Origin of the sequence: Streptomyces luteogriseus, from assembly GCF_014205055.1 — a bacterium.
Taxonomy (GTDB): domain Bacteria; phylum Actinomycetota; class Actinomycetes; order Streptomycetales; family Streptomycetaceae; genus Streptomyces; species Streptomyces luteogriseus.
Window position 1 is genome coordinate 235138 of record NZ_JACHMS010000001.1, and the last position, 24439, is coordinate 259576.

Here is a 24439-nt window from a genome sequence, read left to right on the forward strand (position 1 = left end):
ATGGCACGCCGACTTCTCCTCGCGGCCCTCGCCGTCGCCATGACCGTCACGGCCCACATGAGCTCGGCAGCGGCGGAAACACCGTCCTGGCACCACGTTCCGGTCCCGGCGCAGGTACGCCCCCAGGCCGGGTTGAACGAAGCCGTGGCGTTCGGGTCGGACCAGGCGTGGGCGGTGGGCGCCGACGCCGTCGGCCGCGAGGCGCCGGGGTTCCCGCTGGTACTGCGCTGGGACGGAACGGCGTGGCAGCGCCCGAGTCTGCCCGGGGTCCGCTGGCAGGGGGAACTGCTGTCCGTCGCCGCGACCTCGCCGACCGCGGTCTGGGCGGTGGGGCGCGACTCGGAGGGCGGTGCCCGTCTGCTCCGCTACGACGGCACCACCTGGGGCGAGAGCCGGCCGCCGCGCGGGGTGGTGCTCACCAAGGTCGTCGCCGGCGGCCGTGAGACCTGGCTGATCGGATCGCGGGACGGCGCCCAGGTGTTGCTGCGCTGGGACGGCGGCGGTTGGCGGGACGTGCCGGCGCCGCCGGGGGCCGTGTACGGCCTGCACATCCTGGCTGCCGACGACGTCTGGGCGGCGGGCGCCACCGACTCGGGTGCGGCCGTGGCGCACTGGGACGGGAAGGCCTGGCAGCAGACGGTCGTGGAAGGGTTTCCGCGGTCGGCCGTGGGGAGCGTGCTGGCGGTGTCGCCGACGGAGGTGTGGGCGGGCGGCACGGCCGGGTTCGTCGGCGGTCCGGTGGGCCGGCCGATTCCGCCCCTGCTGGTCCGCTGGGACGGGCAGGCGTGGAACCGGGTGACCGTGCCGACCGACTTCGGTTCGGTCACCTCACTGACACCCACCGCGTCCGGCTCACTGGCCTGGGTCTCGGTGTCCCGCTCACAGAAGTGGGGACCGCCGGGCGGCACTCCCCCGCTTGTCCCCGGGCCCGACTTCCTCGCCTGGAACGGGCAGTCGTTCACCGAGTACGGCGAACCGGCGGTGGCCGGGGAAGGCGACTCCTCGGTGCTCCGGCTGACACCGGTGCCGGGCACGGCGACGGTCTGGTCGACCGGCCGCGCCGACGGCCCCGGAGGCACCTTCGCGCCGCGCATCCTGCGGTTCGGCTGAGCCGACCGACCCGGGCGCGTGCCCGTTCCTCAATGGCGGACCAGGCAGAACGGGTGCCCCGCCGGGTCGGCATAGATCCGCCAGCCCCGCCCGTCGGCACCGGCGTCCAACACCGTTGCCCCGTGGGCCAGTACCTCTTCCTCGGCCCGGTCCAGGTCCGCGACGCCGAAGTCGAGGTGGAACTGCTGCGGCCGGGACGGGTCCGGCCACAGCGGCGGGTGGTGGTCGGCTGCCCGCTGGAACGCCAGGACGACTCCGGACGGCGTGTGCAGCGTCGCCCAGTCGTCGCTCACCGCCCACCGCCGGTCCGGCTGGTTGACGGTGCCACCGAGGATCAACCCGTAGAACGCGGCCAGTTCCGCCGGTTCGGGACAGTCGAGCACCACACACTGCAGGTCGGCGATCACGGGACGATCCTAGGACCCGCCGTCAGTTCCGCGACGTGAGGTACTCCTTGACGCCCGGTGCGATGTGTGCGTTCTCGACGTTCACGGCGGCTCCCACGGCCTTGGCGTCCGGCTTGTGCACGTAGGTCGAGGTGCTCGCGGGCCGTGCCTTGTCGGAGAAGTTCTGCGGCGAGCCCAGGCCGACGTCGACGCTGGACTGGGAGCGGTGGGCCTTGACCACGTCCTCGCGGGTCAGACTGCCGTTCTCGCAGGCCTTCTTGAGGTCCGTGCCCATCAGCTGAGCGGCGTTGTAGCCGGAGAGCACACCGGAGTCGACCAGGGAGTCCGGGTACTTCTTCTTGTAGGAGGCGACCATCGTGCGGACCCCGGCCACGTCGGAGCTGACCGCGGGGACGGCGCTGACCACGTTCAGCATGGCCGCCAGGGCCGGGGCGGCCGGTGTCTTCATCAGCTGCGGGGCGTAGCCGGGGGCGCTGCTGACGACGGGCACCTTCAGGCCACGGGAGGCCGCGACCCCGACCAGTGAGGCCGTCTGGGCCGGTCCGGCGCTGATCAGGATCGCCTTGACGCCCTCCTTGCGCAGCGCGGAGACCTGCGCGGACAGGTCGGTGTCCGTCGCCTTGATCTTCTGACCGGCGATCTTCAGGCCCGCCTTCTTCGCGGCCCACCGCGAGCCCTCCAGCGCGTTGGCGCCGTAGTCGCCCTCGAAGTAGACGTGGCCGATCGTGTCGCCCTTCGCCAGGCCCTTGGTGCGGGTGAGGAAGTCGACCGCGGCGATCATGTCGACGTCGTAGGTGGTGCCCAGGACCTGGACCGAGTCCCGGTCGAGCAGGGAGGCGGCCCAGGCCTGCGGGAAGGTGAGCACCTTGTCCCGTTCGATGTCGTCGAGCAGTGCGGCCATCACGGGCGAACCGATGACCTGGGGCAGCGCCACGACGTCCGCGGAGATGTCGGCGTAGGCGGTGACGGCCTTCTGGACGTCGTAGCCGTGGTCCTTGACGACGATCTCGATGCGACGGTCGCAGATGCCGCCGCGGGCGTTGACCTCGTCCGCCCACATCTGCTGCGCCTGCACGATGCTCTTGCCGAGGGTGGCATAGGGGCCGGTGAGGTCCGTCAGGGCGCCGAGCCTGATGGTCTTGCCGGTGACTCCGGGGCCGGTCTTGATGCCGTCGGCGCCGTCGTCGGCACTCCCGGCGGAGCCGGCCTTGGAGCTGCATCCGGTGCCCGCGAGCAGCAGGGCCGCGAGGGCGGTGGCCAGAAGCGTTCTGGTGCGTGGTGCGGTGGGGTTCACGGGGTGGGCTCCTTGGCTCGTGCGGCTGACGTGTGCGGCAGGGAAGCGGAGGTGGTGCCGGTGGCGGTCGGTGGGGCGGCTCGGCGACTGCGCAGACGTGCGCGCAGGCGGCGGACCAGGCCGTGCAGGCCGTCGGGGGCGAAGAGGAGGATCAGGACGATCGCCGCTCCGTAGAGGTAGCGGGCGGCCTCGGTGGGGCCGACCGTGCCGTCGGTGGTGCCGGGGGCGGCCACCAGCGGGAGTTGGTCGGCGTAGCGGGTCATCAGCAGCGGCAGCGCGGTGACGAAGACGGCGCCCGCGGTGGCTCCGGCCACCGATCCGAGTCCGCCGATGACGATCATGGCGAGGTAGTCGACCGACAGCACCAGGCCGAAATAGTCGGGCACCACGCGGCGGAAGGAGAGGGCGAGCATCACGCCGGCCAGGCCCGCGTACATCGACGAGACGACGAAGGCCGCCGAGCGGTGCCGGGAGACGTTCACGCCCATCACGGCCGCCGCGGTCTCGCTGTCGCGCAGCGCCACCAGGGCGCGCCCGGGACGGCCGCGCAGGAGTCCGCGGGCGGTGAACCAGGTGACCGCGAACAGGGCGACGCCCAGGTACCAGAGTCGCTCCTCGGCGCCGAACGGCACGCCCAGTACGGTCAGTTCGGAGTCGGCGGAGAAGGAGAAGCCGCCCAGTTCCAGCGGCGGCACCGAGCGGCCGTTGAATCCGCCGGTGACGGAGTCCGCGGTGAGCAGGACGTGGTGGCCGAGGAAGACCAGGGCGAGGGTCGCGACGCCCAGGTAGACGCCGCGCACCCGACCGGCGACCGGGCTGAAGAGCCCGCCGGCCGCCCCGGCGAGCAGGACCGCGAGTACGGCGGCCAGGGCGGTTGGCAGCCCGGGCCCGGGTTCACCGGCCAGCCACACGTAACCGTAGGCGCCGACGGCGAGGAAGAAGGCGTGGCCGAGGGAGAGTTGGCCGGCGGTGCCGGACAGCAGGCCGAGGCCCACCGCGCCGATGGCCGCCGCCATCGAGAACAGGCCGATGCGCAGCCAGAACGCGTCGAGGTAGAAGGGCAGCGCGCACAGGACGACGACGGCCGCCGAGGTCCAGCCGACGCGGACGGCGCCGGCGCGGGAGAGTCGCTCAGACACGGACCGCCGCCTTTCCCCCGAACAGCCCGGTCGGCCGCACCAGCAGCACCAGGACCATCACCGCGTAGGGGGCGACGTCGCCGAACCCCTCGCCCAGGACGTGCAGGTCGGACTGGTAGCCCGCGACGAGCGCCTCGGTCATGCCGATCAGCAGGCTGCCCGCGAGGGCTCCCGGTGGCGAGGCCATCCCGCCGAGGATCGCCGCCGGGAACGCCTTCAGGGCGATCTGCCCCGTCGTGCGCTCCAGCCCGGGTGCGGGGAACGCGGCGAGGAACACCGCCGCCAGGGCGGCCAGCGCTCCGGCCAGGCACCAGGCGAGCATGCGGATCCGCACCAGCCGTACGCCCATCAGGGAGGCCGCCTCGACGTCCTCGGCCGCGGCGCGCAGCGACAGGCCCCAGGAGGTGTACCGGAACAGCGCGAAGACACCGGCGATGACCACGCCGGAGACCACGATCGCGCCGATCCGGCTGTCCGCGACGGTCACCGGCCCCCATTCGCTGACCGAGTCGCCCCACGGGTCGCCGAGCGAGAGCAGGTCCCCGCCGATGCGCCGGGACAGGTCGGTGAGGATGAGGATGTCGACGCCGATGGTGACGATGGTCTGTACATGGGCGCCGTGCGGGTCCGTCCCGCCGGCCTGGAGCAGGAAGCGGTCCAGGGCGCCGGCCACCGCTGCCGTCACCAGGACGGACACCGCTAGGGCCCCGGCGAAGCCGAGGTCGTCGTGGAGTACGGCGGTGAGATAGCCGCCGAGCAGGAGCAGGGAGCCGTGGGCGAAGTTCATGACGCCGGAGGCCTTGAAGATGATGACGAAGCCGAGCGCGACCAGGGCGTAGACCGCGCCCAGGGCGAGGCCGTCGAAGAGGGTGCTCAGGAGTGTGGTCATGCCGCGTCCTCCTGGTCGGCGCCGGTGCCGAGGTAGGCGCGCAGCACCTCGGGGTCGCCGCGGACCTCGTCCGGGGTGCCGTGCGCGATGGCACGGCCGAAGTCGAGGACGGTGACCTCGTCGGCGAGCCGCATCACCAGACCCATGTCGTGCTCCACCAGTACGACGGACAGGCCGAGTTCGGCGCGCACGGCGTGCACGACCTCGACCGTGCGGGCCCGTTCGGCCGCGTTCATCCCGGCGACCGGCTCGTCCAGCAACAGGACGCTGGGCTCCAGGCAGAGGGCGCGGGCGAACTCCACGCGTTTGCGGTCGCCGTAGGAGAGCAGGGCGACGGGGTTGTCGAAGTGGTGTCCTAGGCCGGTGAGTTCGGCGATCGCGCGGGCCCGGGCGAGGTGGACGCGCTGTTCGCGCCGCACGTGCGGCAGGCGCAGCGCGCTGGCGGCGAATCCGGCCCGGGACAGGGCGTGGCGGCCGAGCATCAGGTTGTCGGCGACCGTGCCCTGGGTGGTGACGATGTTCTGGAAGGTGCGGGCCACGCCGAGCGCGGCGATGCGGTGGGGCGCCAGCCGGGTCAGGTCGGCATCGCCGAGCCGTACGGTGCCGGCGGCGGGGCGGCACAGGCCCGACAGCACGTTGAAGCAGGTGGACTTGCCCGCTCCGTTGGGTCCGATGAGCGCGTGGACGGAGCCCGGGGCGACGGTGAAGGACACCGCGTCGAGGGCGGTGAGCCCGGCGAAGCGGACGGTCACGTCCGTGACGGCGAGTTCGGGCGGTGCGGTGGTGCGGACGGTCACGCGGCTCCCTGCCCCTCGGTGGTTCCGGCTCTCTGCGCTGTCTGGGTGCGTTCTTCGGCGGCCGTGGCGCCTTCTTCGGTGGTCTCGCCCAGGTACAGCCGCTTCACGGCGTCCGTGCGGGCCAGTTCCTCGGCGGGCCCGGAGAGGCGGACCTCGCCGACCTCCAGGACGTGGGCGGTGTCGGCCAGGGACAGCGCCATGCCCGCGTTCTGCTCGACGAGCAGCACGGCGGTGCCTTGCGCGTTGATCTCGCGGACGACCTCGGCGATCCGGTACACCATCTGCGGGGCCAGGCCCAGGGAGGGCTCGTCGAGCAGGAGCAGACGGGGCGCGGCCATGAGGGCCCGGCCGATGGCGAGCATCTGCTGCTCGCCGCCGGAGAGCAGTCCCGCCGCCTGCCGGGTGCGTTCGGCGAGGCGCGGGAAGAGCGTGAAGACCCGTTCCCGGGCCTCGGCGACCTGGTCCGGGCGGCGCCGCCCGAGACCGAGGCCGCCGGAGCGCAGGTTCTCGTCGACGGTGAGCCCGGCGAAGACCCGGCGCCCCTCGGGGACCTGGACCACCCCGGCGCGCACCGCGGCGACCGGGTCCCGCCCGTCGAGTTCCGTGGCGCCGTAGCGGATCCGGCCGGCCGTGATCGCGCCGCGGTGCAGGCGCAGGGTGCCCGACACCGCCCGCAGCAGGGTCGTCTTGCCCGCGCCGTTGGCGCCGAGCAGGGCGACGACCGTGCCGTGCGGGACGGTCAGCGAGACGGAGCGAAGGGCGGACAGGGCGCGGCCGTAGGTCACGTCGAGGCCCTCGACGCGCAGGGCGGGCTCCTCGTCCGGTGGTGCTTCGGGCATCACGGCTCCTCGGGTCCGTGCCGTCGGGCACGGGTGCTTCGGGGGAAGGGCAGCTCACGACAGCACGGGCGCGGAGGGGCGGTACAGGTGTGCGGGCCGGGTGGCTGCACGCTCCCAACGCGGGTCGGCGGGGATTGTGCGGCTGCCCAGAGGTGGGGATGCGCGACCCGGCCCGACGGGGACGGTGCGGCTGCCCGAGGAGTGTCCGGTCAGCCGCGCGGCACCCGGCGCGCCGTCAGTGCGAGGCCGATCTCCACCACGTCGTGCGGGCGGGCCAGGGACCGGCCGATGAGCTGCTCGCAGCGGCGCAGCCGGTTCAGGACGGTGTTGCGGTGGCAGTACAGCCGTTCACCGGCGCGCTGGGCGGAGCCCTCGCAGGCGAACCAGGCGACCAGGGTGTCCAGCAGTACGTCGCGGTCGGCCGGTTCCAGGCGGAGCAGGGGGCCGAGTACCCGCTCGGTGAGGGTCGCGCCGAGGTCCGGGCAGGAGACGACCAGCGCCTCGGGGAGGTGTTCGGTGAGCCGGACCGTGCCGCCCTCGGGTGGGCAGATGCTCAGAGCCAGGTCGGCCAGGCGCCGGGCGTCGCCGACGGCGGCGAGTCCCGTCACGGCGCTGCCGACGCCGATGCGGCAGCCCGCCGGGGTGTCGGCGGTCAGGGCCAGCGCCGCAAGGGGGTCCCGGTCGGCCTTCCCGTTCCCCTCGTCGCCGACCAGGACGATGCCGTGGTCCACGTCCGCTCCCGAGTGCCGGTAGGCGCATCCGCCGGCCGGGAGATCGTGCGGCGGGCCGCCGGCGATCGCGACGACGACGTACCGGCCGTGCTCCGGCAGGCACAGCCTCTCGGCGGTCTCGGGCAGGTCCGCGATCCGGCTCGTGCCGTCCAGGAGGGCCGCGGCCAGCAGGCGCACCCTGTTCTCGCGCCGCCAGGCGAGCTGCCGCTCGGCCTGCCGGTAGGCGTCGGCCACGAGGGTGCAGTGCTCGTCGACGAAGTTCCACACGTCGGTGGCCACGTGCACGAGGAGCCGGACGTCCTCGGGCTCCGAGCGGGTGGTCTCCTCGACCAGCCGCTGCCACACCAGGGAGCCGCCCAGCCGGAACGCGTGCAGCACGGCGTCCAGCGGCAGCCCTTGCTCGGCCCGGGCGACGCCGATCCGCCAGGTGCAGCGGTGGGCGGCCTCACGGGTGCCGCGCGGGTCGAGCAGCGAGGTCACGCTGTGCCGCAGCGAGCGGTACACCTCCTGCCAGGTGCCGGCGTGATCGTTCTCCAGCGCGGTCCGGTACGCCGGTTCCTGCTCGCGCAGGACTGCCAGCAGCCGGTCGGTCAGGTCCGGCAGGTCGTCCAGCAGGACGCGGGCGGCCCGGTGCAGGACGCGCAGCGCGTCGGCGTCGATCAGCGATCGGAGCCTTCGTGGCCGCGGCTGCGGAACGGGTGTGGGCCCGGCGCGGAACGTCGTACGTGTGCGTGCGGCAGGATGCATGGCGGTCCTCCCCCGACTTCGGCCTTCCGGCGGCCCCCGGCGCCGTCCGGGCGCAGCGGCGTCCGGCGGGTGCGCTGCCCGTACGGCCGTCGTCACCCGCGTAGTGCTGCTTCGAAGGATGACATACCGTCCGGTCGGTCCCCAGGGTTGTGCGGCTTCTTCTCGCTGGGTCCGCCGAGATTTTCCGGGGGCTCAGCGCTGCTCCTGGTCGACCATGCGGGCCAGTTCCATGCGGGAGCGAACGCCGAGGGCGGCGAAGACGTTGCGCAGGTGGTAGTCGACCGTGCGGGTGCTGACGGCCAGCCGCTGGGCCACTTCCCGGTTGGTGGCGCCCTCGGCCACGTGGCGTGCGATGCGCAGTTGCTGCGGTGTCAGCCCCGACAGTCCCGCGGCCGGTTCCTTCCCGGACACCGCTCCGTTGGCGCGCAGTTCGCCCCGGGCCTGGTCGGCCCAGGCTCCGGCGCCGCAACGGTCGAAGCCGACCAGGGCGGCTCCGAGCATGCCGCGCGCCTCCCGCAGCCTGCGGCGACGCCGTAGCCACCGGCCGTACAGGAGCTCGGTGCGGGCCCGCTCGAAGTCACCGCCGGACCCGTCGTGCAGGGCGAGCGCCCTCAGGTAGAGGTCGTCGGCTTCACGGTCGTCCGACGCGAGCAGGGCCCGGCAGCGCGCGTGCTGGGCCGGGGCGTGCGGATCGGCACCGAAGGCGGCCCACCGGGCGAGGTCGGCGACGATGTCCCGCGCGTCCTCCGGCTGCCCGGCCAGCACCGCGGCCTCCACGAAGCAGGGCACGGCGAGCATCCAGACGGCGAAGTGACCGCGCCGGGGGCCGGGACGGACGAGGGGTCCGAGCCGGTCGGCGGCGTCCAGGGGGCGGCCGCGGGCCAGGTCGGCGCGGGCGGTGGCCCACTCGGCCAGGGTCGCGGCCTGGGCCAGCCCGTGGCGACGGGCGGTGGCCAGGGCGGCCGAGGCGTACCCGGCCACCGCGGCGGTGTCCCCCTCGATCGAAGCGGCCAGGGCGAGCATCGCGTGGTGGCTCGCCGCGGTGTTGCGGTGACCGGCCATGAGCGCCGCGCGCACGCCCTCCTCGGCGTGGGCACGCGCCTGCGCATGGCGGCCGGCGCGCAGTTCGCCGTAGGCCAGGTACTCCAGGGCGCGCGCTTCGAACGCCGCGCACTCCGTGGCCCGGGCGGCCGCGAGGGCGCGGGACCCGGCGGTGCGGGCCGCGTGGACGTCCCCGAGCAGCAGGGCCGCCGCCGCGGCGCGCAGCAGCCGCTCCGGCCGGTCGTCGCGGCGGGCTCGGGCCAGCACGCGCCGCAGCGGCCCGGCGGCGAGCTCCGGCCGCCGGGCCAGCAGGGCACGCATACCGTCGCGGTAGTCCCGGAAGAACGGGTCGCGGCCCCACCGGCCCGGGCCGGGATCGGGGGCGGACTCTTCTGGTTGCCCGCCGTCTGCGGACGGAAGGGCGAGATGTGCGACGCCGGGCGGGGACGGGTTGGCGGCGCCTCGCGCGACGTGGGGCGACGGTGACACGGCACCGGACGGGGGCGAGCCCACCGGCCGTCGCACGACATCGGAAGGCGGCGGGCCGTCGAGGCCTCGTACGACCCCGGAGGGCGGGGGACCGTCGATGGTGTGCGGGGTCGCCGGGACACCGCCCTCGCCGGTCGTCGAAGCACTGCCCTCGACGGCCGTCGGGGCGTCGGCCTCGCCCGCGAGGGACCTGGCCGCGGCGCGGCCGTCCGCCGGCCCTGACGTGTCCGTGGCGTCGAGGGTGGCCAGACAGGCCACGACGTCCCCGGATGCCCAGGCGGCGTCCGTCGCGCCGAGATGGGCGGCCTCGGCGGTCTCCGGGGCGGCGGGGGGCGAGCAGGGTCGCGGCCAGCAGCAGGGTCTCGCGCGCGTCGCCCACGGGCCCGTCGAACAGCTGGCGCCTGCCGCGAGCGAGTTCGGCATGGCCGCGTTCCGCGGCGGACGACCGGGCGGCGTCACGGCCGTTCCGGCTCCCTGCGGGGGGAGTCGTTCGAGCTCTGCTGCTGTCTCCCGTCATCCCACGGAGGTTACTTGCGCGTAAGGAAGACCGGAAGGCTGACGTCCGCGCGGCCCGGCACGCAAACCCTCGGCTCTACCTGCGCGTTGACCGGGCCCGGCCGGTGGACGGATTGTGCACCGGCCCAACGGAAGGCCGCCCCGGCCGTGCCCGGGCACGCCACCGGCGGCGGACGCCTCGCACGCGTCCGCCGCCGGTCCCCCCGCTGTCGCGACCCCCGTAACCCGCGGCGCGGGACGTGTCAGGAACGGTGCGGGCAGTTGCCCCGGTACTCCTCGATGGTCAGGCTCGGCCGGGGCAGCGGGCACAGGAACTGCTCGTAGCGGGTGTCGTTGTCGATGAACCGCTTGAGCCAGGAAATGCTGTACTTCGCGATCGTCGTGTTCGACGAGTTGGGCGTGAAGTGGGTCGCCGAGTTCAGCTCCAGGTAGCCCCGGTCCAGCGAGGAGGACAGGCTCGAGTAGAACGGTTCGGCGTGCGAGGCGACCGGGGCGATGGTGTCGCCGTCGGCACCGAAGATCAGGGTCGGTGTGGTGACCTCGGGCCAGGTCTTGTCGAGGTTCCACGGGGTCAGCGGGATCGCCGCCTGCAGGGCCGGACGCGACTTGGCCGCCTCCAGGCTGCCGCCGCCGCCCATCGAGTGGCCCATCACGCCGAGGCGGGAGGCGTCGACGCGGCCACGCACCGAACTGCGCTCGGTGAGGTGGTCCAGGGCGGCCAGCAACTGGCGGCCTCGGGAGTCGGGCTGGTCGAGCGTGGTGAGGGTGTCGATGGTGAACACCACGAAGCCCTGCGAGGCCAGGCGCGGCCCCAGCCAGGCGATGGACGACTCGTAGGCGGTGTAGCCGGGCGAGATGGCCACGGCGCCGAAGGTGCCGTCGCTGGTGGACGTCGGGTAGTAGATGGTGCCGCCGCCGAATCCGGTGACGGACAGCGAGGAGACGGACGTCTGCGACACGGCGTACGGGCCGCGCAGCGCCTCGATGCTGGAGGTGGTGGGGGCCGGGCCGCGCTCGTAGGGGTTGTCCGCGGCGTGGGCCCCCGGGCCGGTCAGGGGTCCCAGGCCGACGGCGAGGGCGAGTGCCGCGGTGGTTGCGGCCAGTCGTCCGGCCCGGCGCCCGCGGGCGCGAGTGGGTGAGCCGTTGTGGGGGTTGAGGTGCACGACGAGTCGTCCTCTCTGTCGTGGCGGTCGGCCGTTCCACGGGCACGCGGGACCTGGGGCGTCTGCCGCGTGCCCGCGGTCGGGCACCGCCGTTGGGCTGGCCGTGCCACTGTCGGGGGCCGACCGCCGCGCGCGGACCGGCAATGTCACCGGTCTCGGGCCACCGCCCTCAGGGGGGCGCGCCCTTCACGGTGAGCCGGCCGCCGCGGTCGCTGCTGCCAGCCGGCCGTACTACCGGGCACCGTGAGGCGGCCGCCCTCCGCTCCCGCCGGAGCTGAGGCTGCGCAGCCCGTCTCCGCATGGGCACTCCCACCTCCGGAATACCCCGGGGGGTATCCCTGTTATGGTGAGGGTCAAATACCCCCGGGGGTACTCACCGTTCGGAAGGAGTCGCAGTCGTGTTCTTCGTCGACACCCTGGAGTTCGAGGGCCTGGGCAACCGCGGTTATGTGGCCGGCGGGCCCGGTGCCGCGGTGGTCGTCGACCCGCCGCGCGACATCGATCAGGTCATCGCCACCGCCGCCCGGCGCGGAGTGCGCATCGCGTACGTCGTCGAGACCCATGTGCACAACGACTACGTCAGCGGCGGCCTGGAGCTGGCCCGTGTCACCGGCGCCGCCTACCTGGTGCCGGCCGGGGCGCACGTCCGCTTCGACCGCACCCCCGTGGCCGACGGCGACACCGTCACGGTCGACGAGGGTCTGACGCTGCGGGCGCTCGCCACCCCTGGGCACACTCCGCACCACACCTCCTACGTCCTGGAAGAGGACGAGCGCGGTGTGGCGGTGTTCACCGGCGGGTCACTGCTGATCGGCTCCGTGGGCCGCCCCGACCTGGTCGAGCCGCGGCTGCCCGAGCGGCTCGCCCGCGCCCAGCACGCCTCGGCCCAGCGCCTGGCCGACGAGCTGGAGGACGACGTCGCGGTGCTTCCCACCCACGGATTCGGCAGCTTCTGCTCCTCCTCGCAGGCCACCGGGGACGCGACCACCGTCGGCCGGGAGCGCAGGACCAACGACGCGCTGACCAAGGACGTGGACACCTTCGTCACCGAGATGCTCGCCCGACTCGACGACGTGCCCGCCTACTACGCGCACATGGGCCCGGCCAACGCCGCCGGCCCCGCACCCGTCGACCTCACCGCGCCCCGGCGCGCGGACGGCGAGGAGATCGCCTCCCGGCTGGCCGCCGGCGAGTGGGTGGTGGACCTGCGCAGCCGGGTGGCCTTCGCCGAGGGGCACGTGGCGGGCTCCTTCAACTTCGAGGGCGACGGCCACCTCGCCACCTACCTGGCCTGGCTGATCCCGTGGGGCAAGCCCGTCACTCTGCTGGCCGGGACACCCGAGCAGCTCGCCGACGCGCAGCGGGAGCTGGCCCGGGTCGGCATCGACCGCCCGGCCGCGGCCGCGACCGGCGACCCGGCCGGCTGGGTGCGCGCCGGTGAGCAGCTCGTCTCCTTCCCCCGCGTCCGTTTCGTCGACCTCGCGGAGCTGCGCGGGCGCGGGGAACAGGTGGTGGTGCTGGACGTGCGGCGCGATGCCGAACGCGCGGGCGGCTTCATCGAGGGCTCGGTGCACATCCCGGTCCACGAGCTGCACGGCCGTGTCGGCGAGGTGCCGGGCGGGACGGTGTGGGTGCACTGCGCGGGCGGAATGCGTGCGGCGATCGCCGCGTCCCTGCTGGATGCCGCGGGCCGTGACGTGGTCGCCGTCGACGACGGCTTCGACGCCGCCGTCGAGGCGGGACTGCCCCTCACCCGGCCCGACAACGGCCGCTGACCGGCCCGGCCGTACCAACCGCACCTTCACGGAGTGATCCACGATGTTCTCGTCCCCTCGCCACGACCCCGGCCGTCTCTGTCCCGGCGAACCCCTGCAGCGGACCAGCGGCTTCACAGCCGCACTTCCGGGCGTCCGCGGGACACCGGAGCGGAGAGCCGGGCACGCTCCCGGCGCCCCGCACCCGCTGCCGCCGTCCCATCTCCCGGAAGGGGTGCCGCTCCTGCCAGTCGCACGGGGCGGGCCGGTGGTCACGGTCTGCCGCTCGGGGCACCACACCCCGACGGTCACCGGTGAGGGCGACCCCGGCGGAGTCATACCGTGAGTGCACTGGTCCTGGCCCTGTTCGCCGGGGCGGTGGTCGGGCTCGCGCTCGGTGCGCTCGGCGGGGGCGGCAGCGTCCTGGCAGTGCCCGCGCTGATCTACCTGCTCGGTTTCACCCCCGCCGCCGCCACCACCGCCGCGCTGATCATCGTCACCGCCACCTCGCTCACGGCCCTGTACGCCCATGCCCGCACCGGCGACGTCCGCTGGAAAGCCGGCGCGCTGTTCGCCGCGGCGGGACTCCTGCCCGCCGCCGCGGCCGGAGCCGCTGCGGCCCGGCTGCCCCAGCCGGTCCTGACCGCCGCGTTCGCCGGCGTCGCCGCACTCGCCGCCGTCGCCATGCTGCGGCCCACCCGCTCTGCCCCCGGTCCGGCAGCCGACGGTGCGCGGCCCGCCAAGGCGGCCGGCACCGGCGCCGGACTGGGAGCGCTGACCGGGCTGCTCGGCGTCGGCGGGGGCTTCCTCGCCGTCCCCGCACTGGTCACCGTGCTGGCGTTCGAGATGCAGGCCGCCGTCGGCACCAGCCTGCTGGTCATCTCGGCGAACTCGCTCGCCTCTCTGACCACCCGTGGCGCTACCACCGCGGGGGTCGACTGGGCGGTCGTCGGCCCTTTCGCCGGCGCCGCGATCCTCGGCGCCTGGGACGGCAAACGCCTGGCCGCCAAGGTCACCGGCATCCTGCTGCAACGCACCTTCGGCGTCATCCTGCTGGCCGTCGCCGTCTTCATGCTCGCCGATGCCCTCACCTGAGAGGCCGTCGACTGAGACCTCGGCGGTACGGCTCACACCAGAGAGCGGTACGGCTCACGCCAGAGAAAGGAACAGCTTCTCCAGACGCGCACGCATCTGCTCCCGGTCGCCGGAGGCGGCCATGTCCGCATCGGTCAGGCAGTGCTGCAGACCGGTGGCGATGATCGCGAAGCCCGCCTTGTCCAGAGCCCGGGACGCCGCCGCGAGCTGCGTGACCACGTCCTCGCAGTCCCGCCCTTCCTCGATCATCTTGATCACACCGGCGATCTGCCCCTGCGCCCGGCGCAGCCGGTTGACCACCGTTTTCAGTTCCTCAGCCGCCATCGCCAGTTCCACAGCCCACACTCCCTTGTCAAGATACCCCCACGGGTATCCTATCGAAGGTGTGAACCCGCACGAGCAAAGGAAATTCCCCCCGTGGCACCCATCATCGCCCTCACCGCCGAGCAGGCCCACGCCCGCCTCCACGAACTGATCGTCATCGACGTCCGCACTCCCGGCGAATACGCCCTCGGCCACGTGCCCGGCGCCCACAACATCCCCCTCGACCACCTGGACGCGGCCCTGCCGTCGCTGAGCGCCGCAGCCGAGCGCGGCGAGCTTCTCGTCGTGTGCGCCTCGGGCGCCCGCTCAGCCACCGCCTGCGAGCGTCTGGCCGACGAGGGGATCGACGCCGCCACCCTGTCCGGGGGCACCACCGCCTGGACGCAGCTCGGCCATGACACCCACCGCCCCGCCGGCACGCGCTCCCCTTGGGTCATGGAACGCCAGGTGCGCCTCGCAGCCGGCTCCCTCGTCCTCGCCGGGCTGGTCGCCGGACAGCGCTGGAGCGCGGCGCGCGTACTGTCCGCGAGCGTCGCCGGCGGCCTGGTCTTCTCCGCCGTCACCAACACCTGCGGCATGGCCAGGATCCTCGCCCGGCTCCCCTACAACCAGCCCGACGCCACCGACCTGGACGCCACCCTCGCCGCACTGAAGGGCTGAGGCAGCCAGGTCCGCGGGACAGCGGGTCCTCCGGCGTGACGGGCCGCCACGGGTTCCCCTGCCGTTCGGCGTGGAGACAGGGGACCGTGGCGACTCGCTGCCGCTACCGATCGACAGCCGGCGGTCCGGGGTGGGCGCCGGGGCTCTTCACGCGTGGCGCCGCACGCGTCAGTCCACGATCACCCCGGCCCGCACGGCCGGGGCGGGCCCGGCGAGTGCGCCGCCGAAGTTCCCCTCGACCTCCGCCTTCTCCGCCGTGTTCGGATAGGGGTTCGTGCACGCGATGCCCGCGGTGGAACCGGACATCAGACTCGAGCACGGCCCGGGCTTGCGGTCCGGCAGGCCGAGGATGTGCCCGATTTCGTGCGCGGAGATGCGGATCGTGTTGTAACCCTGGTCGACGGCCTGGCGCCCGATGTACACGGTGCCGTTGCCGAGGGTGGTGGGCAGGGCGCGCGGCCAGCCGTTGTCCGCGAGGACCCGGATGTTCGCCCGCTGCCCGGCTGCGGCCGGCCGTAGTTCCACGGCGTCGACGCTCTCGTTCCAGATCGCCGCACCGCGGTCGACGGCGCTCCTGAACTCCGCGGAGCCGGCGGCGTCATAGGTCAGGACCCGCGCGGCGAGGGGGGCGTCCGCCGTCTGGGGAGCGGCGGCCACGGCCTGGCCACCCGTCAGGGACAGAGTCACCAGGCAGGCTGCGACGAGCCCGCCGGTCAGCGTTCGGACGTGCATGATCGACCTCCTTGTGGGGGAAGGGGAGTCGTGCTCATGACATTCTTTAGCCCATTGCCCGGCCGGATGACCCTTGAATCCGTCAACCGGAGTACACCGGCGCCCGGCATCTCCCCTCTCTCGACCCTCATGGGCCGTCAGGCTGCGGCCGCGACCGAGACGCCGATGGCGATGAACAACCAGCCCGTGGTCAGCTCCCAGCGGTGACGGATCGTCGGCCTCGAGAGCAGGGCTCGCAGTCGCGCGGCGACGAGGACGAGGGCGAACCAGTAGGCGACGCCGATGAGGATGTCCAGGGTGCCCAGGAAGATGATCTGCTGCGCCAACGGCCCGTCACCGTCGACGAACTGCGGAAGGACGCTGAGGAAGAACAGGGCGGCCTTGGGATTCAGAAGATTGGTGAGGAACCCCTGAGTGAAGCCGGACCGGAAACGCCCGCCAACGGGCCCGCACTCCGGTGGGGCGTGAGGTGCGGCCTCCTTCACGTTCCGCCTTTCCCGGGCGGCCCGGCGGGCGGCGAGCACGGCCCGCACACCGAGGTACACGAGGTAGGCCGCGCCCATCAGTCTGATGCCGTCGTACACCATCGGTGAGCGGCTGGCGATCATCGAGAGCCCGGCCGCGGCGGCCAGCATGTGGACGCACAGCCCGGTCTGCGCGCCCAGTGCGGCGGCTCTCCCTTTCGAGGCATCCTCCCGGCCGATCTGACCACCACGAGGAAGTCCGGGCCCGGTACCACGTACGCCACCAGCACAACGCCGAGGAAACCGATCAGGTCCACCGTCATCCGCCCTCCACTCCTGCCCTGTCAAGCTCCCTGTGGCCAGGGCCCGTTGGTGCGACTGCGTGCACCGGCGCCGAGTACCCCGGCAAGGGCCGCCCGGACCACCCGGGCCCTCCGGGACGGACGTGATCACCGACGTTGACCTCGAACACACGGTCCGAGCACAATCTGCGGGCCTGCGTCCGTCGCCGGCGAACAGGGGGAAGCATGTGCGACGAGTGTCCTGACCGCGAGACGATCGGTGCCCTCGCGAGGAACCCCGCGGCACCGGCTGACGTACTGATCAGGCTGCTGTCCGAGGAGGCCGTCGCGGCCTGGGACACGCTGGCTTGGCGGGCGCTGCCGGACGAGGTGGTCGACGCGATCGTCGCGCACCCCGACCACAGGCTGCGTTCGGCGTTCGCCGCGAACCCCTGGGTGACGCCGGAGCAACGCGCCCGGCTCATCGACGACCCCGACGCACGGGTGCGCGAGGCTCTGGCCTATGGGCCCGACTGGTTCCGCATCCCCGTGGAGCCCCTGCCCCTGTCCGTCCAGAAACGTCTGCTCGCCGACCCGGAAGCGCGGGTCCGCCGCAGTGCGGCCGGCTGCCGGCTCACTGCTCCGGATCTGATCGCGGGCCTGGCCGGCCACCAGGATCCGAACCTCCGCCGGGCGGCCTGCCGCGCGTGGTCCCTGCTCTCCGACGACACCCGGAACCGCCTGCTCGCCGACGCCGACGAGAGCGTACGCCAGGAAGCCATGATGAAGGCCTGCCGGGACGACGCGAGGTACACCGATCTCCTGCTCGACGCGGACCTCGGCACCTTCCACCGGCACGAGGTGATCCGCCACGGCGCCCTGAGCACGGCGACCGCCGAACGGCTCGCGGCCGGCGGCGAGGAGGCGGACCGACGCGAACTCGCCGCGAACCTCAACGTGCCCATCGACATCATCCGTACCATGGCCGACGACGACGAGCACAGCGTCCGGCTGACCGTGTCGGTACGCCCCGAGCTGACGGAGAGCGAACGTGCCGCCGTCGACATCACCATCGACTCGTCCGACCGGCTGTATCCGGTCGAATGGGTGCGTACGTGTGCCGATCCCGACCTGTTGCGCCGGTGCGCCCGGTCGGCCAACATCCTCCTGCGCCGCAGCGCCGCCTGTGCCCCGCACCTGCCCGCCGACGCCGTCGCACTGCTCGCCGAGGACGACGACTACCCGGTGAGACTCCTGCTGTGCGAGAACCAGCCGACCGTGGACGGCGAGGTCGTGCTGCAGACCTATCTCGACTGCAAGGTCATCACCAAGGGCGGTCTGCTCGGCCACGCCAACTTCCCGCGCGCCGGGGCCGGGCGGCGCTTCGCCGACGACCCGGACCCGGGGAAGAGGCTGCTGGTGGGACTCGACGCACACGCACCGGCCGACGTGGTGGTCCGGCTGCTCGCCGACCCCGACAAACGTGTGCGGGGCATGGCGGCCGCGCATCCCGCCCTGCCGGCCGGCCTGATCCTGGAGAGCTGCAAGGACCCGGAGCTCGCCGCACGGGCCCTGGGCAACCCCGGCCTTCCGGCAGAGGTCATGCACCGGCACCTCGACGCCCTGGGCATCCCGCGCTGACGCCGACGGCGGGACGGCCCTGGTCGCCCCACCCCGTGGCACGAGGCGCGGCGGGTGCGTCCTAGCCCGCCGCGCGCCTCTCGGCGCCGGGCAGCGGCGGCAGCGCCGTCCCGTGGATCCACGCTTGCAGCAGTTCGTCCACCGGCTCGGCCGAGAAGCGCGCCACGTGCGCGGTGAAGGCCGCGGTCGTGACCGTGCCGCCCCGGTGCAGGTGCCCCCAGCCGCGCAGCATGCGGAAGAAGGCGATGTCGCCCAGCGCGCAGCGCACGGCGTGCAGGACGAGCCCGCCGCGTTCGTAGAGCCGGTCGTCGAACATCGACTTGCGGCCGGGATCCGACAGTCGCAGGTCCTGCGGCAGCGACGACAGCAACCGGTGTGCGGCGGCGGCCAGTTGCTCCGCCGTACGCCCGCCCGAGCGCTCCGACCACAGCCACTCCGCGTACTTCGCGAACCCCTCGTTGAGCCAGATGTGCCGCCAGTCGGCGATGGACACGCTGTTGCCGAACCACTGGTGCGCCAGCTCGTGCGCCACCAGCCGCTCCGAGCCCCGCGCACCGTCCACGTGGTTGGCGCCGAACAGCGACAGCCCCTGTGCCTCGACGGGCACATCGAGCTCCTCCTCCGTCACCACGACGGCGTACTCGTCGAACGGGTAGGGCCCGAAGAGCTCCTGGAACATCTCCATCATCTGCGGCTGGCGCGCGAAGTCCCGCGAGAAGTCGCCCAGCAGATGCGCCGGGATGTGCCCGTGCTGCGGGACCCCGCCCGGGCCCGGGTCACCCAGCAGCACCGTCTGGTACTTGCCGATCACGAGGCCGACGAGATAGCTGGAGGTCGGCGCCGACTGCTCGTACACCCAGGTGGTGGTGCTCGCCTTCGTGGTCCGGGTCAGCAGACGGCCGCCCGCCACCACCGCGTACGCCGACGGCGTGGTGATCGACAGCTGGTAGGAGGCCTTGTCGGCGGGCCGGTCGTTGCACGGGTACCACGACGGCGCCCCGATCGGCTGGCTGGCCACCAGCGCCCCGTCCTCCAACTCCTCCCAGCCGAGCCCGCCCCAGGGGCTGTTCACCGGCTCGGGATTGCCCGACCAGTGCACCTCGACCGTGAAGGGCGCCCCGGCACGGACCGGCTTGGCCGGACGGACGCGCAGTCTGCCGCCGCGGTGCGTGTAGTGCGGCTGGCGTCCGTCGACCCGCACCCGGCCGATCTTGTAGTCGGCCAGGTTCAGCACGAACTCGGAGAGGGGCGCCCGTCCCGCTATGGCGTTGATGCGGGCCGTCCCGGACAGCCGGTTCGGGCCCGGGCGGTAGTCCAGCGCGAGCTCGTACCGGTGCACCCGGTAGCGGGGGTCGCCGTGCTCCGGGAAGTACGGGTCCGCGCCCGCCGCCTGCTGGACTGCCACTGCCGTCTGGTCTCCCTGCGCTGCGCTGCTGCCACTGCCTGCCGGTGCGACGCCTTCCGGCTCCGAGTGACCCGCGCTCAGGGGCGCCATGCCTCGATCGGGTTGCCGAGCCAGCGGGTGTCGTCGGGGACGGACTCCGCGGCCATGACGAGCGACGCGGGACCCAGCGTGGTGCGGGCCCCGATCGTGCTGCCGGGCAGGACGATCCCGCCAGGGCCCAGCGTCGCGCCCTCACGGAGGACCACAGTATCCGTCCGCAAGATCCGGTCGTGGAAGAGGTGCGTCTGAAGGACACAGCCCCGGTTCACGGTGGCCGCGTCGCGGAGCGTCACCAGATCCGTCTCGGGCAGCCAGTAGCTCTCCACCCACACGCCCCTGCCGATGCGGGCGCCCAGGCCCCGCAGCCAGGCCGTCATCACCGGTGTGCCCGGCACCGCGCCCGCCAGCCACGGTACGGCGAGCACCTCGACGAAGGTGTCGGCCAGCTCGTTGCGCCACACGAACGACGACCACAGCGGGTGCTCCCCGCTGCGGTGCCGTCCCACGAGCGCCCACTTGGCGACGATCGAGACGAGGGCCGCGACCCCGCCCGCCGCGAGCAGCACAAGACCCGACAGCAGTGGCGCCCAGGCCTCCAGGGCGCACAGCGCGGCGATCGTCAGCACCGCCAGACCCGCCGAGCAGAACACCGGCACGATCCGGCACAGCTCCACCAGACCGCGCGCCCACAGCAGCCGGGCCGGCGGCTCGTAGGTGCGGCTCTGGTCTCCGCCGGCGGCGGCGCGCGGCAGCTTGACCGGCGGCAGCCCCAGGTAGGAGGTGCCCTTCTTGGCCTTCTTCGGGGTCGCCGACAGCACGCCGACCAGCCCGCCGTCCGGCACGCTCCGCCCGGGCGCCGTCATCCCCGAGTTCCCGAGGAAGGCCCGCCGCCCGATCTCGGCCCGCCCGATCCGCATCCAGCCGCCGCCGAGTTCGTACGGCGCGGTCAGGGTGTCGTCGGCCAGGAAGGCGCCCTCACCGACGGTCGTCAGACTGGGCAGTGCCAGTACGGTCGACACCTCGGCGCCGCGTCCGATCCGCATGCCGAGCAGCCGCAGCCACACCGGCGTGACCAGCCCGGCGTACAGCGGGAACAGCGTCTCGCGCGAGCGGTCCATCAGCTGCGTGACCGTCCAGGCCTGCCACCCGATCCGGCTGTGCGTGGGGTGGGCCCCCTCGCACAGGCGGAGACTCAGCAGCCGTACCGCGATCAGCAGCAGCACCGCGTACGTCAGTCCGTAGGCGAGCGTCGCCGGTACGACGGCCAGGGCGGCGCCGGTGAGGACCGAGCCCGGAGTGACGAAGGCCCTGGCCACGAGGAGCGCGGCGAGCCCGGCGAGCACCGGGAGCGCGGTGAGTGCGAGGCCGGTGAGGCCGTACATGACGCTCCAGTGCGCGCCCCTGCGCGGCCGTTCCTTCGGCCAGTTGCGCTTGGCCTTGCCCAGCTTGACCGCGGGCGCGCCCGCCCACCGCTGACCGGTGGGAATCTGCCCCGTGACCGCGGAACCGGGGGCCACCTCGGCGCGCTTGCCCACCCGGGCGCCGGGGAAGAGGACGCTGCGGGTGCCGACGACGGCGTGTGCGCCCACCTTGACCGTGCCGATCTCCAGCCGGTCGCCGTCCAGCCAGTAGCCGGACAGATCCACTTCGGACTCCACGGCCGCACCCCGCCCCAGCTTGAGCATGCCGGTGACCGGGGGCAGCGAGTGCAGATCGGCGTCCGGCCCGACCTTGGCGCCCAGTGCCCGCGCGTACCGCTCCAGCCAGGAGCCGGTCAGCGAGGTCGCGCCGCTGAACTCGGCCAGCCGTTCGGCGGTCCACAGCCGCAGGTGGACACCGCCTCCGCGCGCGTACCGGCCGGGCTGCACGCCGCGCAGCAGCAGTCGCGCGCCGCCGGCTGCCAGGGCGAGCCGCCCCGGCGGGCTGAACAGGACGACGGCCGCCACCACGAGGAGCCACCAGGGGGCCGTGGGCAGCCACGTGTAGGCGGGCAGCAGGTTGCCGAGTGCGGCCAGTGCCACGGTCCAGCGCAGGCCGAGGAGGGTGAAGAGCGGCACGAGGAGGAGCAGTTGGACGAGCTGGGCGCGCCTGGGGACCGGGGTGATCGTGCGCCGGGTCTCTTCGTCCTGCGCCGACTTCTCGAGCCGGCGGGCGAGCTTGCGCAGCACGGGCTGCTGATAGATGTCCAGGACGGCGGCGCTCGGGTAGCGGGTGCGCAGCCGGGTCGTGAGCTGGGCGGCGGACAGACTGCCGCCGCCGATCGCGAAGAAATCGTCGGCGGCGCTGGTGACCGGGATGCCGAGCACTGCGGTCCACTGCTCGGCGAGCCAGGCCTCGGTGCCGTAGAGCTGCTCGGCGGGGCCGCCCGTCTCCAGGTCCTGCAGCGGCCAGGGCAGCGCGTTGCGGTCGACCTTGCCCGACGTGCGGGTGGGCAGCTCCTCGACCGGGGCGAGCAACGGCACGAGCGCGGCGGGCAGTTCGGCCCGCAGTTTCCCGACGGAGGCGGCGTGGTCCCAGCCGTCCTGGGTGACGACGTAACCGACGAGGAGCTGGTTGCCGCCACGGGCGGTGCGCACGGCGGCCGCGGCTCCGGCGACCCCGGGCAGGCCCTGGAGCGCGGCGTCGACCTCGCCGAGCTCGATCCGCCGTCCGCCGAGCTTGATCTGCTCGTCGGCCCGGCCGAGGAAGACCAGCCCCTCGGGGTCGGCCCTGACGAGGTCGCCGCTGCGGTAGGCCCGTTCCCAGCCCAGGGATTCCAGGGGCGCGTACTTCTCGGCGTCCTTCTCGGCGTCGAGGTACCGGGCGAGACCGACGCCGCCGATCACCAGCTGTCCGCTGCCGCCCATGGGCACGGGCTCGCCGGCCTCGTCGACGACGGCCAGCTCCCAGCCGTCCAGGGGCAGCCCGATCCGGATCGGCTCCTGACCGCTCATCAGGGAGGCGCAGGCCACCACGGTCGCCTCGGTCGGACCGTACGTGTTCCAGACCTCGCGCCCCTCGGTCACCAGCCGCTGGGTCAGCTCGGGCGGGCAGGCCTCACCGCCGAAGATCAGCAGCCGTACGTCGTTGAGGGTCTCCGGTTCCCACAGGGCGGCCAGCGTGGGCACGGTCGACACGACGGTGATCTCCTGCTCGACCAGCCAGGGCCCGAGATCGGCGCCGCTCCTGACCTGGGCACGCGGCACCGGTACCAGGCAGGCGCCGTACCGCCAGGCCAGCCACATCTCCTCGCAGGAGGCGTCGAACGCCACGGACAGTCCCGCCATGACCCGGTCGCCGGGGCCGATCGGCTCCTCGGTGAGGAACAGCGCGGCCTCGGCGTCCACGAACGCGGCGGCGCTGCGGTGCGAGACGGCGACGCCCTTGGGCTTCCCGGTGGAGCCGGACGTGAAGATGATCCACGCGTCGTTCCCGACGCCGGGACGTGCGACGGGGGTCCGGCCGGAACCGTGCAGGGTGATCTCGTGCCCGGCGCCGATGACGGCCCGTACGTCCGCCTCGCCGAACACCAACCCGGCCCGCTCGTCGGGGTCCTCGGCGTCGACGGGGACGTAGGCCGCGCCGGCCGCGAGCACGGCGAGGATCGCGGTGTAGAGCTCGTTGGTGCCGGACGGCACCCGGACCCCCACCCGGTCCCCGAGCCCCACCCCGGCGGAGCCGAGCCGTCGCCGCAGCAGCTCCACCTCGACGGCCAGTTCCCGGTAGGTGAGGCTGGTCGTGCCGTCGTCCAGGGCGGGTTCCTCCGGATACGACCGCACGGACGCCTCGAAGATGTCGACCAGGGTGCGGGGCGAGGCCGCCGGGCGTCCCGAGAAGCGGGCCGCGTCACCGAACTCCTGCTGGATCTCCGCGCCGAGCTCATCCCCGAGCAGGCCGAGAGCGTCGCTCCCCTGTATGGCTGCCATCCGGTCCTCGCGTCTCGATCCCGGATGCCTCCGGGGCGCTGGCGGGCCCGCAGGTATGCCTGGGGTTGTCCGGCTCCAGCTCGGTAACAAGCCGGAAATCTTAGTACGACGCTAGATTTGGGCGCTTCGGAACGCCACTTGGAGCATCCGTACGAGGGTGGGGCGGGGCCGACGGCACCGATGCTGACCTGGGGATCTTCCGGCTGGCGAGACTTCCCCCACACCGAGGGTCAGGTCGGTCCCCGTGGACGGACCGGAGGGCAGCGCCTTGTTCTGGCCGTCCACTGGCAGTCGGCGCTGGGCCGTCAGGGGGATGTCGTCCAGCGAGGGGCTGTCGCGGCCCAGGCGGTCTCCCAGGCCACGAGGTTGTGATGCTGGATGACGCGGCCGGCCGTCCCGTAGACGATGGCTGCCGCGACGTGGACGCCCATGACGGCGATCAGGGCGGAGCCCATCGCACGGCTGCGGATCTGATCGGGGCTCAGGGGCGGGTCGGTGAGATCTCCGTCCATGTCGGCCCAGACGCGGAGGGTGGAGCCCCTGGGCAGGGCCGGCTGGGCACCGGCGTGGGCCGTGTGGGTGCGTCCGTGGGGGTCGGTGAAGCGGACCTTGGTCGGGTAGAGGGTCTGTCTCGCCTCGGCGGACCCGGGTTCGGGGTGACTGCGGGCGTCCTCGATCAGTACCGCGGTCGTGTGGTGCCGGGTGGCGGCCTGTTGCTGGGCCGCGCGGGCGTAATGGCGGTGGGCGGCGTCGCCGACGAGGAACAGGGCGAGGGGAGTTGCCGCCAGCACGGCCAGGGTCAGGCCGAGGCCGATCCATGCCTGGGCCAGGTCGCTGCGGCGGCGCAGGGGGTTGCGCCGCAGCCGCCAGAACATGACCCGGGGCAGTTCCCGTGGCGGCAGCGGTGAGGGTGGGGGTGTGCGGCCGAGCATGGCTCCTCCTTCCGGCGGTGGACGCGGCGCGTGCGGGTGCCGACG

Annotated in this window: 20 protein-coding genes; 5 read left to right on the plus strand and 15 right to left on the minus strand. The window is 73.5% G+C overall.

Going from position 1 to position 24439, the window contains the following annotated elements:
- Entirely contained in the window at positions 1-1110 is a 1110-nt protein-coding gene (locus BJ965_RS01085) for a hypothetical protein (RefSeq protein ID WP_184906903.1), read from the plus strand.
- A 29-nt stretch (positions 1111-1139) separates the two neighbouring features.
- Here the strand turns inward: BJ965_RS01085 and BJ965_RS01090 are convergent, their stop codons facing one another.
- The 9 genes from BJ965_RS01090 to bdeA all read right to left on the minus strand — a co-directional run bounded on the left by BJ965_RS01090 (position 1140) and on the right by bdeA (position 11162).
- Complete coding sequence (locus tag BJ965_RS01090) at positions 1140-1517, minus strand: VOC family protein (RefSeq protein WP_184906904.1); 378 nt, start codon at positions 1515-1517, stop codon at positions 1140-1142.
- 22 nt (positions 1518-1539) lie between these two features.
- Positions 1540-2811 carry an ABC transporter substrate-binding protein gene (locus BJ965_RS01095; RefSeq protein WP_184906905.1) on the minus strand — a complete coding sequence of 424 codons (1272 nt, stop codon included), beginning with the start codon at positions 2809-2811 and terminating at the stop codon, positions 1540-1542.
- Positions 2808-3950 (minus strand): branched-chain amino acid ABC transporter permease, encoded by a 1143-nt coding sequence (locus BJ965_RS01100; protein WP_184906906.1) that lies wholly within the window; start codon positions 3948-3950, stop codon positions 2808-2810. Before BJ965_RS01100 ends, BJ965_RS01095 begins: the two co-directional genes overlap by 4 nt.
- Positions 3943-4839 carry a branched-chain amino acid ABC transporter permease gene (locus BJ965_RS01105; RefSeq protein WP_184906907.1) on the minus strand — a complete coding sequence of 299 codons (897 nt, stop codon included), beginning with the start codon at positions 4837-4839 and terminating at the stop codon, positions 3943-3945. Before BJ965_RS01105 ends, BJ965_RS01100 begins: the two co-directional genes overlap by 8 nt.
- Positions 4836-5636 (minus strand): ABC transporter ATP-binding protein, encoded by an 801-nt coding sequence (locus tag BJ965_RS01110; RefSeq protein ID WP_184906908.1) that lies wholly within the window; start codon positions 5634-5636, stop codon positions 4836-4838. The genes BJ965_RS01105 and BJ965_RS01110 overlap by 4 nt, the downstream gene beginning before the upstream one ends.
- Complete coding sequence (locus tag BJ965_RS01115; protein ID WP_184906909.1) at positions 5633-6475, minus strand: ABC transporter ATP-binding protein; 843 nt, start codon at positions 6473-6475, stop codon at positions 5633-5635. The genes BJ965_RS01110 and BJ965_RS01115 overlap by 4 nt, the downstream gene beginning before the upstream one ends.
- A 209-nt stretch (positions 6476-6684) precedes the next feature.
- The gene (locus BJ965_RS01120; RefSeq protein ID WP_184906910.1) at positions 6685-7953 is read right to left on the minus strand and encodes a PucR family transcriptional regulator; all 1269 of its coding nucleotides are present in this window, start codon (positions 7951-7953) and stop codon (positions 6685-6687) included.
- Positions 7954-8145: 192 nt separating this feature from the next.
- Positions 8146-9906, minus strand: coding sequence for a LuxR C-terminal-related transcriptional regulator (locus tag BJ965_RS40300; RefSeq protein ID WP_184906911.1), 1761 nt, complete (start codon positions 9904-9906; stop codon positions 8146-8148).
- Between the two features lie 335 nt (positions 9907-10241).
- The gene (bdeA, locus tag BJ965_RS01130; protein WP_184906912.1) at positions 10242-11162 is read right to left on the minus strand and encodes a bis(hydroxyethyl) terephthalate hydrolase; all 921 of its coding nucleotides are present in this window, start codon (positions 11160-11162) and stop codon (positions 10242-10244) included.
- Between the two features lie 398 nt (positions 11163-11560).
- On the opposite strand from bdeA, the gene BJ965_RS01135 reads away from it, so the two are divergent.
- Together BJ965_RS01135 and BJ965_RS01140 are read left to right on the plus strand one after the other, a co-directional pair.
- Positions 11561-12937 (plus strand): MBL fold metallo-hydrolase, encoded by a 1377-nt coding sequence (locus tag BJ965_RS01135; RefSeq protein WP_184906913.1) that lies wholly within the window; start codon positions 11561-11563, stop codon positions 12935-12937.
- Between the two features lie 321 nt (positions 12938-13258).
- Positions 13259-14011 (plus strand): sulfite exporter TauE/SafE family protein, encoded by a 753-nt coding sequence (locus BJ965_RS01140; protein WP_184906914.1) that lies wholly within the window; start codon positions 13259-13261, stop codon positions 14009-14011.
- Positions 14012-14065: 54 nt separating this feature from the next.
- Here the strand turns inward: BJ965_RS01140 and BJ965_RS01145 are convergent, their stop codons facing one another.
- The gene (locus BJ965_RS01145; RefSeq protein WP_018845516.1) at positions 14066-14347 is read right to left on the minus strand and encodes a metal-sensitive transcriptional regulator; all 282 of its coding nucleotides are present in this window, start codon (positions 14345-14347) and stop codon (positions 14066-14068) included.
- An 81-nt stretch (positions 14348-14428) separates the two neighbouring features.
- Between BJ965_RS01145 and BJ965_RS01150 the strand changes: the two genes are divergently transcribed.
- Positions 14429-14995: a rhodanese-like domain-containing protein gene (locus BJ965_RS01150; RefSeq protein WP_184906915.1), complete on the plus strand. Its 567-nt coding sequence runs from the start codon at positions 14429-14431 to the stop codon at positions 14993-14995.
- Positions 14996-15163: 168 nt separating this feature from the next.
- On the opposite strand, the gene BJ965_RS01155 is transcribed toward BJ965_RS01150, so the two are convergent.
- On the minus strand, positions 15164-15727 hold the full coding sequence (locus tag BJ965_RS01155) for a snapalysin family zinc-dependent metalloprotease (protein WP_184906916.1): 564 nt from the start codon (positions 15725-15727) through the stop codon (positions 15164-15166).
- A gap of 137 nt (positions 15728-15864) precedes the next feature.
- Positions 15865-16362 (minus strand): LysE family translocator, encoded by a 498-nt coding sequence (locus BJ965_RS01160; protein WP_246545809.1) that lies wholly within the window; start codon positions 16360-16362, stop codon positions 15865-15867.
- Between the two features lie 356 nt (positions 16363-16718).
- On the opposite strand from BJ965_RS01160, the gene BJ965_RS01165 reads away from it, so the two are divergent.
- On the plus strand, positions 16719-18113 hold the full coding sequence (locus tag BJ965_RS01165; RefSeq protein ID WP_246545810.1) for a hypothetical protein: 1395 nt from the start codon (positions 16719-16721) through the stop codon (positions 18111-18113).
- 61 nt (positions 18114-18174) lie between these two features.
- On the opposite strand, the gene BJ965_RS01170 is transcribed toward BJ965_RS01165, so the two are convergent.
- The 3 genes from BJ965_RS01170 to BJ965_RS01180 all read right to left on the minus strand — a co-directional run bounded on the left by BJ965_RS01170 (position 18175) and on the right by BJ965_RS01180 (position 24394).
- The gene (locus BJ965_RS01170) at positions 18175-19518 is read right to left on the minus strand and encodes a M1 family metallopeptidase (RefSeq protein ID WP_184906917.1); all 1344 of its coding nucleotides are present in this window, start codon (positions 19516-19518) and stop codon (positions 18175-18177) included.
- Positions 19519-19595: 77 nt separating this feature from the next.
- Positions 19596-23462, minus strand: a complete 3867-nt coding sequence (locus tag BJ965_RS01175; protein WP_184906918.1) for a Pls/PosA family non-ribosomal peptide synthetase — start codon at positions 23460-23462, stop codon at positions 19596-19598.
- A gap of 305 nt (positions 23463-23767) precedes the next feature.
- Entirely contained in the window at positions 23768-24394 is a 627-nt protein-coding gene (locus BJ965_RS01180) for an Rv1733c family protein (RefSeq protein WP_184906919.1), read from the minus strand.
- Positions 24395-24439 lie beyond the last annotated feature (45 nt).

Excerpts from the sequence above, each read along its gene's own strand:
- BJ965_RS01175 (WP_184906918.1), bottom strand. The coding sequence starts at position 23,462 with ATGGCAGCCATACAGGGGAGCGACGCTCTCGGCCTGCTCGGGGATGAG.
- BJ965_RS01085 (WP_184906903.1), top strand. The coding sequence starts at position 1 with ATGGCACGCCGACTTCTCCTCGCGGCCCTCGCCGTCGCCATGACCGTC.
- BJ965_RS01180 (WP_184906919.1), bottom strand. The coding sequence starts at position 24,394 with ATGCTCGGCCGCACACCCCCACCCTCACCGCTGCCGCCACGGGAACTG.
- BJ965_RS01160 (WP_246545809.1), bottom strand. The coding sequence starts at position 16,362 with ATGCTGGCCGCCGCGGCCGGGCTCTCGATGATCGCCAGCCGCTCACCG.
- BJ965_RS01105 (WP_184906907.1), bottom strand. The coding sequence starts at position 4,839 with ATGACCACACTCCTGAGCACCCTCTTCGACGGCCTCGCCCTGGGCGCG.
- BJ965_RS40300 (WP_184906911.1), bottom strand. The coding sequence starts at position 9,906 with ATGCCGAACTCGCTCGCGGCAGGCGCCAGCTGTTCGACGGGCCCGTGG.
- BJ965_RS01155 (WP_184906916.1), bottom strand. The coding sequence starts at position 15,727 with ATGCACGTCCGAACGCTGACCGGCGGGCTCGTCGCAGCCTGCCTGGTG.
- BJ965_RS01120 (WP_184906910.1), bottom strand. The coding sequence starts at position 7,953 with ATGCATCCTGCCGCACGCACACGTACGACGTTCCGCGCCGGGCCCACA.
- BJ965_RS01165 (WP_246545810.1), top strand. The coding sequence starts at position 16,719 with ATGTGCGACGAGTGTCCTGACCGCGAGACGATCGGTGCCCTCGCGAGG.
- BJ965_RS01115 (WP_184906909.1), bottom strand. The coding sequence starts at position 6,475 with ATGCCCGAAGCACCACCGGACGAGGAGCCCGCCCTGCGCGTCGAGGGC.